Raw genomic sequence first — 17,006 nt, forward strand, 5'->3', positions numbered from 1 at the left:
CTCTGAGCGCGGAGTTTTTAAATGAGCAAAAAGAACAGCACACAAGCCGAAAACACGATACCGGCTGGGTATACGCTCGACTACGTTTCCGGCAAACAGATCAAGGAAACGAAGAAAGAGCTAGTACGGCAGCGGATCGTTCGCGCTCTAATCCACGAATATGGATTCTCGCCGGAAGATATGGAGCTAGATTTTTCCATTGGCGGCCGCAAGAAGGTGGACGTAGCCATCTTCCATCATGGCAAGGAACACATCATCGAGAATCTGGGACGCGCTGTGCTCTGCCGTCAGGAACCGAACGTCGGCAAAAATGCCGTACGCATCCGTGATTTTGAACAGGCCGCTCAAGATCTTGATGAAATTGAAGCTATTATGCGCGAGGTTGAAGCCGTTAAGTATGGTTTGTGGACTAATGGCTTGGAGTTCTTCTTTGTTGAAAAAGAGCAACAGCGATTCGAAACAAAGTGCAACCCAATCGGCGACTGGCCTATGGCGGAAGAGTCTGTTGGCACCAAAGAGATTATCTCTGATGCTCACACGCGCGTCGCTGACAATGAGATGCTTAAAATCACATTCCGTCGTTGCCATAACTTCATCCATGGCAACGAAGGCATGCCAAAGGACGCCGCCTTCTGGCAGTTCCTCTATCTGATTTTTTGCAAAATGCATGACGAAAACCTTCGGGGAATCCAACGTCAGTCATGGAAGCGGCAGTTCTGGGCTGGCCCTAAGGAGCAGTTTGAAGTTGAGGGCCGAAAGGCCATTCGTGCTCGTATTGAGACGCTCTTTACCGAGGTTAAAAAGCAGTATAAGAACATCTTCCGGGGCAATGAGGAAATCACCCTCTCCAACCGGGCGTTAGCCTTTATTGTTTCTGAGTTAGCCAAATACGATTTTACCCGCACGGACGTTGATGCCAAGGGCGTGGCCTACCAAGAGTTAGTGGGCGTCAATCTGCGCGGCGACCGTGGTCAGTATTTCACTCCCCGGGGCGTAGTCAAGCTAGTCGTGGAAATGCTCGATCCTAAGGAAAGTGAGATGGTGCTAGACCCTGCTTGCGGGACTGGCGGCTTCTTGGTCGCCACTTTGGGACATATGCTGAAGAAATTCCGTGAGGAGCAGAACACCCAGAGCGGAAATGAGGACACCAGCGAGTTTCTGAACGTCCACGATCGGCTGAAAGAGTATGCTGCAGCCAATGTGTTCGGAGCCGACTTTGACCCGTTCCTGATTCGCGCTGCTCAGATGAACATGGTGCTGGCGGGTGACGGTCGGGGTCACATTTACAACATCAACTCTCTGGAGTTCCCGCTGGGACATTTGACCGATCTGCCCTCCGCTAAAAGGGAGATTCCATTGGGGTCAGTGGATATCATCGCCACCAATCCTCCATTCGGCTCCGACATCCCGATCACCGACAAGCATATTCTGGAACAATACGAGTTAGCACATAGCTGGGAATCAGATGGCGAAGGTGGTTTCCGCAATACAGGGTCATTGAAAGGCAGTGTGGCCCCGGAGATTCTCTTTATTGAGCGATGCATCAAATGGCTCAAACCAGGCACAGGTCGCATGGGTATCGTGTTGCCCGACGGTGTTCTCGGTAACCCAGCAGCTGAATACATTCGCTGGTGGATCATGCGCGAAACCCAGGTGCTTGCCTCCGTGGATCTGCCTGTGGAAGCTTTCATTGCCGAGGCCAACGTTAACATCCTCACCAGCCTGCTATTCCTGCGTCGCAAGAGCGAAGAAGAAAAGCGAGCTGAAGCCTTGGGCGGTATCGATGAATATCCTGTGTTCATGGCTGTGGCTGACAAGGTTGGCTTCGACCGCCGTGGCAACAAGCTTTACAAGCGTTCCCCGGATGGAGAAGAAATCGTCGAGCCCAAGCAGCATATCGAGCGTATCCGCATCGGCGGGCGTTTCGTGGAACGGACCTTGACCCGCAATGAAAAGATCGAAGACAACGATCTGCCGATCATTGCTGAGAAGTACCGCGAATTTCTCATGGAGCATGACTGATGAACGATCAAGATGACATTATTGAAGCCTCGCAGGATGCTGCCGAAGAGAGTGGCCCGGATAACTTTTTCATCGATATCCTGACCGGCAACAAAGAGAGTGCCACCGCCAAGAAGCTATTGGTACAGAAAGTTTTACGCCAGCTTATTGAAAGCTACGGGTTCGATCGGGATGATCTGGAGGTCAACTATAACCCCCAGATTCCCGGCCAAGGGCGCAAGCGCATCGACATCGCTGTTTTCCACCCCGATGCTGAGCACAACAACGATAATTTGCAACGGATTATCGTCTGCAAAACTCAGAAGAAACGTGACAAGCTCCGTTCCATTACCGAGGCCGACGCCGACCTGCGTGAGCTCAAGGAGCTGCTGGAGCTGAGCCCCTGCGCGACTCTGGGCATGTGGACCAATGGCCAGGAAGAGTTCCTGTTCCAGGTCGAACGCACCCGGTTTGAGGTCCGCGCTAAACCGTTAGGTGTCTGGCCGGTGCCGGGAGAACGTACTGCCGATCTCGACCGCACCGGAGGTGTCATTCAGGTCAGTGCCGAAGCGGAAGACCTAGAAAGTGCTCTGCTGCGTTGCCGCCAGTATCTGAACCGTAACCTAGGGCTCGATCACAAAGATTCCTTTAAACAGTTAGCTGTGCTGATGCTGGCCAAGATCTTTGATGAGACTCTGCCCACCGGTGAGCGCAAATTCTGGGTCAGAGGTGATGAGCCTTTCACGGAGGTGGGTCAACAGGCCATTGCCCTGCGCATCAATGAGTCTGTTGCTGCCGCCAAGGCTTGGCAGCCGAATCTGCTGACCCGTGGCTGGGAGTTGACGCTGGACCCTCACGAAACTGCCCGCGTGGTGATGGAGTTAGCTCGCTATAACTTAAGCGAAACCCAGCCCCGTTACCGCACTGGAGCCTTTCGAGCGGTCGCCCGCAACGTGATGGACGGTCGCGAAGGCCGATATCCCACCCCCCTAAACGTGGCCGAAATGGTGGTGGAGATGCTCGATCCGAAACCTGGCGAAAGAGTCATGGACTGCTCCAGCGGTACCGGCACTTTCCTGGCCATGACCGCGGCGCACATCTTCAAGAAGAAACTGGCTGCCATGAGCACTACGCCTGAAGAGGCCACAAACGAACAGAACCGTCAGGCTCAAAATGAAACCGCCGCTTGGGCGGCCAGCAATGCCCTAGGCTGCGACATCGATCCTTTTCTGGCCGTAGCAAGTCGCATGAATCTGCTGTTCACAACCGGTAATCCTGGCCGTGTGTTCCGCATCGATGCCCGTACGTTCCCGGACGGCGATCTGGATGGTATTGAAACCGCCCGCCCGGCTATGCAGCTAGGCAGCATGGATATGGTTCTGCTCAACCCTTGGTTCTCAACCCAAGACGCGGTGCACGATCCCTCCATATTGGAGCGCTATGACTTGGGCAACAACTGGGAACGAGACGAAGAAGGTGGATTCCGCAATACCGGCAATCTGCGCGCCGGTGGCGTCCCTCCCGAAGTGCTGTTTATCGAACGCGCCCTTCAGTGGGTAAAACCCGGAACTGGCCGTGTGGGCATCCTGTTGCCTGATGGCTTGTTGGGCAATCCTGGCGATGAATATGTGCGCTGGTGGATTCTACACCACTGCGAGGTTTTGGCCTCGGTTGATCTGCCGGTGGAGCCTTTCAAGGTCACGGTGAAGGAGTATGGCCTATCACCTGCACTACCGAGTTTATTAATCCTCCGCCGCCGCTCTCAGGAGGAACTAATCAATACTGAGCATCCCGAGTACAAAGTTTTCATGGCTGTGGTGGATAGAGCCGGAGTTGATGCCCGTGGCAATCTCCTATTCCAGCGTGCCCCCGATGGTGAAGAGCTGGTATTCGATGAAGAAATGATCGAGCGGGTTCGCAAAGGCGATGAAGTGGAAATACGCAAGGTCATGCGTCACAACCGCCGCATTTATGACGAGCTGCCGCTGGTGGCAGAGAAATACAAGGAATTACGCGCAACCGGTGAGGTGACATTATGAGCAGAAAATTCCAGGTAAAAGCTGTTCCAAGTACATGGCTGCAACACAATGGTCGTAGATTAGACTGTGGTCCATATATGTCAGGTGCAATCGAAGCGCGAGAACTCCTGAATAAAATGCATACCGACGAGCTTGAGTCTCTTACTGCTGGGCATAAGGGGGGGATTTACAATGGTTCTCCATTCACTAGGAATTACGTTGGCCATGCTGATCATGGGGTTCGATTTCTAACGACTTCTTCTATGACAGAAGCTGATATAAACATTTTGCCGTTGCTAAGCAAAAAAGATGCTTTTTCAAATAAACTTAGATTCTTGGAAGTACAAGAAGGCATGACCCTAATCACTTGCTCAGGAAGCATCGGTCGAATGGCCTATGCAAGAGCTGATATGGCTGGAACTTGGTCAAATCAAGATATTCTCAAAGTTGTTGCGGACATTGAAAAAGTTTCAGAAGGATATCTTTACGCTTATTTACAAAGTAGATTTGGAGTACCACTTATAACAGCAGGAACGTACGGTGCAATTATCCAACATATTGAACCACATCATATTGCTGATTTACCTGTTCCAAGATTGGGTAAAATTGAAACTGAAACCGACCACTTGATAAAGAGAGCTTCCACTCTTAGAACAGATGCTATACAAGAGTTGAGGGCTGCATCAGAGGGATATTTAGCTGCTGCAGGAATTGAAGATATATCTCCTGAGTATTGGCATGAAAACTCAAGAAGAATTGGTTTTTCTGCACCAGTCGAAAAACTTTCTTTAAGGGCAATCAATTATTTGCCCATCAATAAAGATCTTGAAAACCGGATTAAAACGACTGCTTCACAATGGAAAGAATTAGAAAAAATCGTTGAGTCTGGCACACTTCGAAGTGGACCTAGATTCAAAAGAATTGATTCCGAGTCTGAATTCGGAGTTGAGCTTATTGGCCAACAGGAATGCTTCAATCTGCGTCCATCCGGGCGCTGGATTGCTAAAAAATACCTTCCTAACGATCGGTTGCTTTTCCCGCCTGATGGGACTGTTATGATCGCTGCACAGGGATGTGCTGGCGAACATGATTTATTTGGTCGTGCTCAATTTATTACTGGCAAAAGACTTAACTATGCTTATTCACAGCATTTTTTGAGAGTGATTGCCGATGAGAATGAAATACCCCGAGGAGCACTGTTTGCATATCTTAACTCTCAAATAGCGTATCGCATAAGAAAAGGGTATCAGATCGGAAGCATGCAACAGGACTTCCACCCTGACATGATCAGGCAAATGCCTGTGCCAATTATTGAACGAGCAGAAGCAGAAAAAATTGATGCAGCGGTCCGGTCTGCCTACAAAAAATTTGATGATGCTATAGATGCAGAGGATGAAGCAGTTGCCCTGGTTGAGCGCACAATTGAGGAGGGCGGTCGCTAATGGCGAAGGTCATACCCATCGGGCAACCCGCAAACGAATCTGAACGCCAGGCTATCGGTTTCCTTCGGGATCATCTGCCCGATAGCTGGTTGATCTTCCACAACTTCGAGATGCGTCAAGGGGAGGAGGTGTTCGAAATCGACATTGCCATCCTCGCGCCTCACGCGGTGTATCTGGTGGATGTCAAAGGAACACGTGGCAACATTGATGTGTATGGCTCAAAGTGGTATCCCGAGGGGAGGCAAAAATTTCACTCCCCTCTGGCAAAGCTGCGCAATCACGCTAAGGTGATGAGCTCTTTATTAGCTGATAGTAATAAAGGAATTATCGAGTTACGTAAAGTGCATGTACATGCGGTTGTATTGCTTACAGCTGATGATGCCCAGCTATATGATCCTGCTGGTATTGATAGCCCGGATGTGACTGACTACAAGCGCTGCTTAAAATTCTTTACTGATAAGGGCAAAATCCCAAGCCACCGTCTTTCTGATATTCGTTCTTATCACTCACATATTGATAAAGCCATCCAAGGTAGGGCGAAGCCAAAATCAGCCCCCCCAGTGTTTGGAAGTTGGCTGGTTATAGAAAAACTTGGTGGCACAGACCGTTACACCGAGTTCCGGGCAAAGCACAATTTATTGGGTGCGAAGGCGGGCCAGGTTCGCCTAAGAGTTTATCGCGCAGACCCTTATTTAGACGAAGCCGCTCGCAAAGAAGAACTGAAGAAAATCAGTAATGCTTTTGTGGCTGTTCAGCACATGAGTGCTCATTCGAATGTATTGGCTGTTCGTGACCTGATTCAATCTGACGACGGTAATGAAATTACTTTGGTGGCTGATGATATTTCGGGTCAAGCGCTGCGTCAGCACTTAAAAAAGCCAGCTTTTGCGCTCACAACAGATCAAAAATACCAAGTGATAAAAGGTGTGCTTTCTGCATTGGATCACGCACATCAACATCAGGTCATTCATCGAAACCTCACGCCAGATGCAATTCTCATCACTAAAGGGGGTATAGCTCGTATCACCGATTTCGACTTTGCTCGGGTAGGTAAAAACCGATCGACTTCAGAAACTATTGCTAATCAAATTATCGAAGATCTCGATTCGGCTTATCGCGCTCCTGAATTAGTGATATCCGAGCAAAAGTCTGAGCCGAAAGAGGCCTCCATTGCTTCTGATTTATTCTCTGCAGGCTTAGTATTTTACGAGTTGCTAACTGGTGAGTTGCCCTACGAAAATATTGATCAAATGATCGAAGCCGATGGTAAATTCCCTATCAACCCCTCGGAGCACAAACCTGATTTCCCCAAAGGCATTGACGCGTGGTTGCAAACCTTTTGTGAGTTCGATCCTGAAGATCGTTTTGCCAGTGCTGCTATAGCTAAAAAGCAATTTGAAGATCTGATATTACCCGAAGGCAAAAGTGAAAATAAAACTTCTGCACCAGCTTTTAACATTCCTGATGACCTAACCAACCTGCCTGCCGATTTTGTATTAGCTGAGCGTTTCAGTGTGCAAAAGAAACTCGGCAGCGGTGGCTTTGGGGTGGTCTATAAAGTATTTGATGCTTTAGGCGATGTAGTTCGCGTTATCAAACTTGTGACCAAAGACCGGCGTAGCGTTTATGAGCGCCTGCGCCGCGAATATAAGACACTCACCAGCCTGCCAGATCATCCACATGTCGTTAAGGTTATCTGGGCCGATCGAATGGCTGATGCAAATCAAACTCCTTATATCGTCTTTGAGTATGTGGAAGGTTTGGACGTGTCCGATCTGATCGATACTGAAGCCTTGGCGTTGGATGATGCTGTTCGCATTGTTCGCGAAGCAGCCGAGGGCTTAGCGCATCTCCATAAACATGGTATTTATCATCAGGACGTTAAACCCTCTAATTTGCTATGGACTGATAAAGGTGTTCGTATCATTGATTTTAATGTCGCGGTATCCGAAAGTGACGAGGTTCAGGGAGGTGGTGGCACTCGTCGCTACCTGCCGCCGGATTACGATTACAATTCCGAGCCGGATGCTTCTGATCGGGTAGACCGCGACATCTATGCTTTGGGTATCACCTTCTACGAGTGTCTGACCAGCAAGTATCCGTTCGACGATCCCACGCCGCCGATCAAGACTCAACCTAAGGATCCCAAGCAGTTCAAAGGTTGTGCCGACCTCAGCTCGTCACTGGTCAACATTCTGGTGAAGATGATCGCGCCGGAGCGTAAGGAGCGCTTCACGTCAGTCGATGAGTTCTTGACTGCCATGGCTGAGGTCAAGCGTCTGCGCTCGGTGCTGACCACCGGCGAGATTGGAGCCGGCCCCAAGGTGGTATCCAGGCTGGGCTTCGAGCCGACCAAGCCCAATAGCAACCCCTTTGTCACCCATCTGCTGACCCTCTACAGCCAGAGCCAAGTATCCAACGCGGGAACCCGTGGCCTCGACGAAGTTGGTAAGGCCACCTATGTGCCGACATATCTGGACGAAAAGCTTAAGCCCGCCTTGCTCAAAGGCGAGTTTAAGCTCGTGATCATTAGCGGTAACGCAGGTGATGGCAAGACCGCCTTTATTCAGCAGGTTGAATCCTTTGCCGAGAGCAAGGGCGCGCAGATGCAACGTGGCGCAAATGGAGCAGTGTTCCAGATCAAGGGGCATACCTACCTGAGTAACTATGACGGCAGCCAGGATGAAGGCGATGAGCGAAACGATGCGGTGTTGCGGAAATTCTTTGCTCCTTTCGCGGGTAAGGATGCCTCTAGCTGGCCCGAAAATCAGACTCGCCTAATAGCCATTAACGAGGGACGGCTAGTCGATTTTTTCCTGGAGCATGAAGAGGAGTACCCGCTGCTCGCCAGGCAGATCCAACAGGGTTTGGCCGGGGCCGTTCCGGAAGGCGGTATAGCGATCATCAACCTCAATTTGCGCTCGGTAGTTGCTGACCCCGAAGAAAGTCAGCCTTCGATTTTTGAGAGGCTGATTGCCCGCATGACACAACAGGAATACTGGCAAGCCTGCGAGAAGTGTGACATCAAGGGCAAGTGTTTTGCCTACCATAATGCCCGGACTTTCCAGGATCCGGTTGCCGGTCCCAAGGTGATCGAGCGTCTGAAGATGCTCTACACCATTACCCACCTTCGCGGGAGATTGCATATCACTATGCGCGACCTACGGTCGGCGTTGGCCTTCATGTTAGTGGGCACCCAAGATTGTGACGGTATTCACCAGCTTTATCAGACCGGTGGTGAAGAGGTCCAAAACCGCATCCTGGACGGATTCTATTTCAACTCGTGGCTTGGTGGGGAAAAAGGCTCCAATGACCGACTTATTGCTCTGCTGCGCGAGATCGACATTGCTGAAGTCAGCAACCCTGATCTGGACCGCGAGTTAGGCTTTCTCCATCCCAGGGCTAAGGCTATGAGTCGTTTCTCGTTTGCAGAACGAGCCGGATATGACAATGAATTGGTTGAAGTGCTGTTTGACAGTCTGCCTCGCGATTACTCATCGAAAAATCGTGCCCGATTGATTTCCAGACATCGGAATTACATTTCACATATGCGACGTCGCCATTTCTTCGAACGAAGGGACATGGGGTGGAAGGAGATGCTGCCATATGAAAGCATCGATCCCTTCTTGGTCTCCACGAAGCGGACAGGTACAAAAAGCAACGATGAGGTGACCGCAATTCTCCGCGCCATCAACCGAGGCGAAGGTTTAAGCGACCCTGCGAGGTTAGGTAATCAGTTGGCACTGCGTGTTCGCCAAGTGGATAAAGGAACCATTCGCAGTTACCGGCTTTTCGACGGTGACTATTTTTCGCTTCGTACCGAACAGGAGACCGCGTTTCATCCTTTCCTCGAGTGCCTGTCTCAGGCGCTGGTCCTCCTTTATGACTCCGGCGAAGGGCACAAGGCCAGCCTACGAATCAATCTCGATATATATGAAATGTTGATGCGTCTCAACGACGGCTACCGACCAAGCGTAGAAGAGCAAGAAGGCTTTTTGTTGAGCTTGTCCGTCTTTAAAAACTTGTTAGCCTCTGTACCTTACAACGAAGTATTGTTAACCAAGGCTGGCCACAAATTTTACGAGATTCGTCGAGAACCAGATGGACGACTAGTAATGGAAGCATCTGAAAAGGGGGCCGAATACAATGTCAATTAAAGGTCGTGACAAAGAGTTTCGTATCCCGAAAGTTTCTTATCTCGATTTTAAACATATTGAGATGGATCGCGTACTCACCATGTTGTTTCCACGATTGAAATACGATGGTTACGGCAGTCGCAGACCTCCTCGCGGTGGCGATCTTTCAGTTGAGGAGTTTCTCGAAGATTTCCTTGAACATCCCGAGTGGTTTTCTGGTTTCGATCAAAATCCTGAAATTGTTCGAGCTTGGATTGAAACAGATCTTATGGATCTAGTGAATAGAGGTAAAAGCAACCAAGCTCTAGCTGCACCACGTCCTTTGCATGGCAATACCTATAAGTTTCGTAACGCGAAGCATACCCGAGATTACGGCGCTGCAGAGCAAATCTACTGGATGCTTTTCTATGCCCGCAAAGGTAAGGGCCAAGCGGCGCGAGATGCTTTGAAGCGTTTCTTCTTCCCGGGGATCGACTTGGTGACGGACCGTTACGATCCTAACGCTTCCGTGGATGTGGAAACGCAGGCCATCTTGCGATTAGACCAACAGGTTACGCAGGATATGAAGGATTCCAAGGAGCCCGCACGTTTCCAACCTCTGTGTATAGGGCAGGCCGATATTTTGGCAGACGATATTCTGCGTTTACTCGCCTATGAGCCTTATATCCCGCGCTCGGTGTTGGTTGACTATCTCAAAACTCTGATGGCTTTCCATCTGGCACTTTATCACCTCAAACTACTGCAAATGCTGCCCAAGCTGGTGAAACAGCGCTTTGGTAACGATCTCTGCACCGCCAGGGAATGTCCGATCAACCCGGGTCTCGACAATGCTCTGGAAGGTTGCCCTTACCGCTTGGCGTTGATAGTAGATATGGGGGACGTCAACAATCCGCACATGGTTGAGTTAGCTCGAAAATCCACTGACCGGCTCTATCGTCAGATACCTGCTTTTGTGCAGGCCAATTTTGTCGTCAAGAAACTCGATGAAATGGCGGAATACTTGAGCAAAAAAACTGGTAAATTGGCTCCTCCAGGAGGCGGTGTGTTCACTGTTAGTGATCTAATATCCCTGCTGAAGCCCGAACACGACACCGAGCGTCAAGCCTACTTCAAATTCCGCTTGGCGAGCCTAATTGAAGAATCGGCCTCCAGGAATGAGGATTTAGACCCAGAGATCCGGGACGTCACCGCCATGGGCTTGGGTGAATTCGATTCCTTCATTGAAATACTGATGGCCTATCGAGGTAAATATCACCGCCAATACATCACTGAGTGCTTGGATTCTCTTCTGCTGAAGAATAAAGAAAGTGGGCTTTTGGCTCAGGCCCGGACTAAGGGAAGCCCACGTAGATTTGTGTTAGGAAGCAAGCTGCTCGAAGTGCTCCTCCAGGTAGCTGTACTCACCCAAGACGGCGGGCGTTTTGTGACCCACGAGGTTCGCATCGAAGAATTGTTAGCCTTTTTAAGGAACCGCTACGGTCTTTACATCGACCAGTTACCAGAAGGAACCATAGCTAACAGCAGCATACTAGACAAACGTGCCCTGCGTCTTAATCTCGAAGCCTTCAAGCGCCGCCTTCGTGAAATTGGGTTCTACCAGGATTTGTCGGATGCTTATGTAACCCAAAAAGTATCGCCCCGATATGCAATTGAAAGATTTGATAGAACTGATAAGAATGGGAGACACACATGAGTAGCGCGTTCATAAAGCTTCCACAGGATAAATTGAATGCGGCGTTGGCTGGAGTGCTGTGTCCTCGTATCGAAGCGATCCTGAGTGATCGTGGCCCAGGCCACTGTGTGCGAGTCACTGACCTTGATGACGAAGTTATGGAGTCAGTATGCTGGGAACTTAGGCGAATCTGGCCTGACGGGAACATATTTATACTCGGCAGTCATGACCAAGAAGGCATGCCTTTCCGAGTAACTTCCACCAAGTTGGTGGAACTGCGTAATCCTGACGCGAACGGCGAGCTGCGCCAGCCTTTGCTAGTGTTCATACCGACCTCGCTCCGTACTAGTGCCGAGGATTCTTTTGGCGTGGCGACCTTCGAGGAACTTACCTTCACCGATATCTACGAGGATCTGATCGAATCGCTGTTTGACCGGCTCCCGGCAACGCTGGCTAGCTATGTTCGCGATCTTTTGGGTATTCTCACCGAGGAGGAATGGCTATTTGCCGACGATGTTTCTCGCGTGCGGTATCTACTTACCGCGCTCGAAAACGGGATTGATGGCGAAACGCTTGGGGCCAGTCTGTATGAATTGGCGTTGATTCCGGACTTCAAGCTCTTTGCTGATCCGGGCATAGTCATTGGAAAAATTCGCCGTAATCTTGTCAGCGTCCGCAGTTTGATAACCTCGCACAAGTCGGTTCGTGGTCGTATTGCTGATCTTGGGCTCAGTGATAAGGCATTGGAGTCGCGTCTATTCACCTATTTTGAAAAACACGATATCCATGAGTCAGAATTCTGGACGCCACCCATTGCGACAGACAAGAGTTGGTGGAGCATTTCTTTCGATAAATGGACGTTCAAAGAAGAGCTATCACTGGACAAGGTTCTTCTGACTGTGTTGGAAACCGACTTGCCGGTCGTTGCGGACGATGAAACCGACGAGCAACTCACTGGCCTCATCGGGCAACAGGTTCTGGTACCGAACGATCGTCGTAAAATGAACGTGGTGTTTGAGGTTAATCCTCACCCCGGCAAGGTCAGTGGGCTTGACCATTTTATGGTGCAAATCATTTCGCAGAATGACGGCCCGGTAGGGAAATCTAAAAAGGTAAAGGCCTGGACCCCGAACCGCCTGCAATGTACTACAAGCCTTGCTAAACTCAATAAAATCGAATTCGATGAAGGATGGCATTTCATCCGTGTAATGCCCTGGACTGCCGATGGCGACCCGATTCCGCTGGAAGCGGATTCCACCTCCGAGGGCGCTAAGCGCTCTTACGAGAGCGAGCCTTTCTACGTCCTGCCCGGTGGCAACATTGAAGAAGAGCCCCCTCAACGTGCCGTTCCTATTGAGCAGAGCCTGGAGCATGCACGTTTCCGACTGCAATTGACAGCCTTGGGTGATGAACGTGATCCCGATGATATCGCCATCAGTGGTGTCGCCTGGTCCGAGGGCGGTCGTACCAAAAAGACCTCCCGCCTTGAAACCTTGCACGCAAAATTCGGTCGTGAGGGGGCTGTTCAGATTCCGCTATCACGTACGCTCAAAATTATCGAGCAACGCATCTTAGCAAAGCCTAAACACCCGTCAGGCTGGCGAATGCAGATCAACCTGGATACCGCTGAGCCGCCCTCCGAGGTCGGGCTCATGCTGCCCTCTTCTGCTGCGATGGCATCTTTCCTGGCTGCCCGTGAAGAGTTTTTTGCAGCGGTGCGCAAAGACACTGCCGAACTGATCATGCAGGGGCTGTTGTTCCAGGACTCTGAAAAGGAATGCCTCGCGTATGCTGAAAGCTATCTTGACTTGGTCAGGAATCTCATCCGCCAGGCCGAGATGACTTCTGGTGTCGAGCGCCAACAACACCTGCAATCGCTAAGAAACATACTGGCCGTTGATTCAATCCATGTCATCCTGACCGACTTCCGTGGAAGGCATCGCGAGGCTGTTTTGGTCTCCCCAACCCATCCGCTCCGAGCCTTGTGGCTGAACAGTTGGGTTACTCTGGGCAAGGATTGGATCGGGAAGATCAAGTCAGGTGGGAAAGAATACATTCCTCACGTCCGTTCCGCCCTATTGGATAGCCTTGTACCCTCAGCCTATCCTGTTGGCATTCCCGTAGAGGATGGTCGTATCTTCACGCCGGTGGACAATCTAAATACGTTTTGGGCTCTATACGCTCCAACAACCGAGGATAATTCTCGTGGTCTGATGGCGGAGATCTGTTCGGCACTTGGCTTGGCCGAGCCCTCTGCGGCGGGAACTGATATTTCCGGAAAGGTCATTGCGGATAAGATTGAGCGCTATCTCTCCCAGCATCCTTATGTGAGAGAGCTATCGCTGAATATCTTTAACCCCGGAGCTGGTTCGTTAATAGCAGAGGCTCTGATAGCGCTTCAGCAGAAAGGTGAGTATGCCAATTTACGCTATGATATACGGCTCTTTACCTCCGAGCCTGACTCGCCAGTTTTGGGTGAGGCGCTTGAATCCATAGTTCGTCCCGGAGCGACGGTGAATGAGGCTGCAGACGCGTTTGCTGCATCAACTGGCAGTCATCTGTTTTCCAAGCTGAACTTGGCTAAGCACGCGTTGAATGAATTCCATGCAAATCCCAAGGATTTTCCAGCGCACATCAGCGTTCTTTTAGATGTGTTCCCCGCCGAGGAGCTTTCCATTTCCGAGAGGCCGATGGGGGTGACTCCGTTGTATGGGTTGATACAGGGTTTTGACACCGAATTCGTTGACGACGATTCGGGTACCTTCTGGAATAAGCAGCCTATTATTGGGCGCTCCTTCGGTGCGAATAACCACGCTGCGTGTTTCGATTTGCTGTCGTCGCTGAGCCGTCACCTCTGTTTTGCAACCTCAGCGGTTGCTGCTTCTGGTGCTAGTTTCAAGGCCGTACCCGTTGTAACCCTTGGCCTCGATGTGGCCCAACGAGAACTGATTTACGAGGTTCACCAGATCAGCGATTGGGTGTTCACTATCGACCGAAATATGGGGATTGAGTTTTTCGACCATGGCGGTCGGAAGAACAGACCGGATTATCTGATTGACTATGTGCCAGGAGCCAGCTCCCAGGCGACACATAATCTGATAATCTCCTCGCGCTCGAACGATGAATTGGAGGCTATGCTGAAGCCGGTGCTGCTTGAGCACGGTTTGTCCGCCGACGGCGAGCAGTCGGTTCAGATACTTGCGAACCTACGCTCGCTTTCTGGTCAGCTTGCCCTGAAACTGATTTCCGCACGTACGCAACAGGCGGAGGCTCTTGGCCTGGCTCTGGCGAGGCTCTATCTCGAATATCAAGGCGCGTTAAGCAATCAGATCATTGTGCCATTAGACGCACACACGGACCTCTACCGCTCAAGCGGTGAGTCAGACGATGTTAACGATGCTATCAGCCTACAACGTACCGACTTGGGTTTGTTTGATTTAGATTTAAACACCAGGACGATCACCTGTAATCTGGTTGAGGTGAAGTGTTATTCGCAGGTTGGTGCCTTTGCGGCTTTCAACCAACTGAAGGAACGGATCTCCGCCCAGATAAATCAGAGTGAGCGCATCCTCCAGCGTCACTTTGACCCGGCCCTGAAAAAACCGGATCGGCCGGATAGGTTGCTCAAGAGCCGGGAGTTGGCTCAGATTCTTAGGTTCTATCTGGAACGCTCACTGCGTTATGGGATCTTTGAAGAGACTGCCGCGCACGAAGCGAGAGGACTACTTGAATCCATTGAGCAGGGCTACTCGCTTCAATTCAGGCGGTGCGCTTTGATTTTCGACTTTGACAAGTCTGGAACAGAATCTCCTGACAACGAGGTTGGCATCGAATTTCATCGTATCGGCAAGGATCTCATTCATGCCTTGCTGGAGAACTGCCGCAAGCCTGTGTCTGTCGAGAGTGAGGAAGTACCGACAGCTCCTACTCTGAGCGAACAGTTCATTTCGAACGTACCGAAGCTCGAGACTGCCGCTTTCATCGCCCCTAATAGGGCCCGCTCGACATCCTGGACGGTGGACGAGCTCTGGGACGATGAGCTGGAGACACCAGTCACACTGCCAACACCTTCTGTCTCAGAGGAAACCATCGCACCTGTTCAAAAGGAAGCACAGGCGAAACCCGTCGAGCAAGCATCTGAACCTACCACCATTGTGCCCAAACAAGAAAAAGATGACGAACAACCCGCCACCGTTGATGTGGAACCGGAAGAAGCTGTTCAACCCGAGATTGAAGTGCAGGAGCATCTGACATCCGAGCCTCAAGCAGAAGTCAGCTACGACATCATGCTGGGCGTTAATGGTTGTTCACCGCAGTACGGATTGCTCGGAGAGGTTTCCGGACGGAAAATCGCGCTGGACCTCAATCATACCCACACGATCAGTCTCTTCGGGGTTCAAGGCGGTGGAAAGAGCTACACCCTTGGAACAGCAATTGAGATGGCCTCAATGCCGATTCAACACATTAATGTGCTGCCAAGCCCGCTCGCCACAGTCATTTTTCATTATAGCCCGACGCAGGATTATGCGCCGGAGTTTACCTCGATGATTAATGCCAACTCGGTAGAGGATGAGATCTGTATCCTTCGTGAGCGTTACAAGGCCAACCCGGAAGCATTGAAGGATGTCTTGATTCTTACCCCTGCCAACAAGGTAGATGATCGCAGGGCCGAGTACCCGGATATTGAGGTTAAGTCGATTGCTTTTTCTGCCGCTGAACTCAAGGCAGCACACTGGAAATTCCTAATGGGGGCGATTGGTAGCCAGAGCATGTATATGCGCCAAATCAATCTCATCATGAGGGGACTGCGGGATAACCTGACCTTGGATTCTCTGCGGGCAGGCATCGATAACTCTGGTTTGTCCGATCATCTAAAGGAGCTGGCCCAGACGCGCTTACTGTTTGCAAGCGAATATATCGATGATAACCAGCGTCTCCAGGATCTGATTCGCCCCGGCCGGTTGATTATCGTGGATCTGCGAGATGAATACATCGAGAAGGACGAAGCTCTCGGTTTGTTCGTGGTGATGCTACAGGTTTTCTCAGAAGCAACCTACCAAGGAAGCGCCTTCAATAAGCTGGTGGTTTTCGATGAAGCTCACAAATATATCGAAAACGATGACTTGGTTTCTGGCCTTGTCGAGGTTGTCCGTGAGATGCGGCACAAGGGAACAAGTATTATGGTAGCCTCTCAGGACCCTCCATCAGTCCCGATCTCTCTGATCGAGTTGTCTTCACAGATCATCATGCATAAATTCAACTCACCTGCATGGTTGAAACACATCCAGAAGGCGAATGCCGCTCTTGGTGAGCTGACCTCCGACAAGATGAGCCATCTTGGTACCGGCGAAGCCTATGTATGGTCGAGCAAGGCCTCGGACGACTCATTCACCCGGGGCGCTGTGAAGATCAAGTGCCGTCCTCGCATTACCCAGCATGGTGGCAGTACCAAAACGGCCGTGGGTCGGTAGGAGATCTTTAAAGGGGCTACTTGGAAAACGGAGAATATCCTACACTAAGCATGTTTTTTAAGCAGATATGATAGGCAGCTTTGAGCGAAGCGGACATTACAGCCAAGCTGAACTAAGCATGGAAAACTAAACATACTGCACAAAAAAAGGATCAGTGGCTTTTTTTAATTATCAGTCTCACCTCCGGTGGAGGTGACGATTGTTCATGTGGGTTTTTCCTATAGAATGCCCATGCTAAATACTGCCTCGGTTTGTTACTAGCAAAT

At 50.6% G+C, this 17,006-nt stretch carries 6 protein-coding genes; all 6 read left to right on the plus strand.

What is annotated here, in order from left to right:
• Positions 1 to 21 precede the first annotated feature (21 nt).
• The 6 genes from IM267_RS20410 to IM267_RS20435 are packed head-to-tail and all read left to right on the plus strand — an operon-like array spanning position 22 to position 16,740.
• Positions 22 to 2,022 (plus strand): N-6 DNA methylase, encoded by a 2,001-nt coding sequence (locus IM267_RS20410; RefSeq protein ID WP_193034174.1) that lies wholly within the window; start codon positions 22 to 24, stop codon positions 2,020 to 2,022.
• Positions 2,022 to 4,040 (plus strand): N-6 DNA methylase, encoded by a 2,019-nt coding sequence (locus IM267_RS20415; protein ID WP_193034175.1) that lies wholly within the window; start codon positions 2,022 to 2,024, stop codon positions 4,038 to 4,040. The genes IM267_RS20410 and IM267_RS20415 overlap by 1 nt, the downstream gene beginning before the upstream one ends.
• Positions 4,037 to 5,461: a restriction endonuclease subunit S gene (locus IM267_RS20420; RefSeq protein ID WP_193034176.1), complete on the plus strand. Its 1,425-nt coding sequence runs from the start codon at positions 4,037 to 4,039 to the stop codon at positions 5,459 to 5,461. Before IM267_RS20415 ends, IM267_RS20420 begins: the two co-directional genes overlap by 4 nt.
• A complete protein-coding gene (locus IM267_RS20425; RefSeq protein WP_193034177.1) occupies positions 5,461 to 9,618 on the plus strand; it encodes a protein kinase in 4,158 nt (1,385 codons plus the stop codon). Before IM267_RS20420 ends, IM267_RS20425 begins: the two co-directional genes overlap by 1 nt.
• On the plus strand, positions 9,608 to 11,290 hold the full coding sequence (locus IM267_RS20430) for a hypothetical protein (RefSeq protein WP_193034178.1): 1,683 nt from the start codon (positions 9,608 to 9,610) through the stop codon (positions 11,288 to 11,290). Before IM267_RS20425 ends, IM267_RS20430 begins: the two co-directional genes overlap by 11 nt.
• Entirely contained in the window at positions 11,287 to 16,740 is a 5,454-nt protein-coding gene (locus IM267_RS20435; RefSeq protein WP_193034179.1) for an ATP-binding protein, read from the plus strand. The genes IM267_RS20430 and IM267_RS20435 overlap by 4 nt, the downstream gene beginning before the upstream one ends.
• The last annotated feature ends 266 nt before the right edge of the window (positions 16,741 to 17,006 follow it).

The organism is Enterobacter cloacae complex sp. P15RS, assembly GCF_014895905.1.
GTDB lineage: Bacteria > Pseudomonadota > Gammaproteobacteria > Enterobacterales > Enterobacteriaceae > Enterobacter > Enterobacter quasihormaechei.

Coding starts and splice junctions, on each gene's coding strand:
- IM267_RS20410 (WP_193034174.1), top strand. CDS start 22: ATGAGCAAAAAGAACAGCACACAAGCCGAAAACACGATACCGGCTGGG.
- IM267_RS20415 (WP_193034175.1), top strand. CDS start 2,022: ATGAACGATCAAGATGACATTATTGAAGCCTCGCAGGATGCTGCCGAA.
- IM267_RS20420 (WP_193034176.1), top strand. CDS start 4,037: ATGAGCAGAAAATTCCAGGTAAAAGCTGTTCCAAGTACATGGCTGCAA.
- IM267_RS20425 (WP_193034177.1), top strand. CDS start 5,461: ATGGCGAAGGTCATACCCATCGGGCAACCCGCAAACGAATCTGAACGC.
- IM267_RS20430 (WP_193034178.1), top strand. CDS start 9,608: ATGTCAATTAAAGGTCGTGACAAAGAGTTTCGTATCCCGAAAGTTTCT.
- IM267_RS20435 (WP_193034179.1), top strand. CDS start 11,287: ATGAGTAGCGCGTTCATAAAGCTTCCACAGGATAAATTGAATGCGGCG.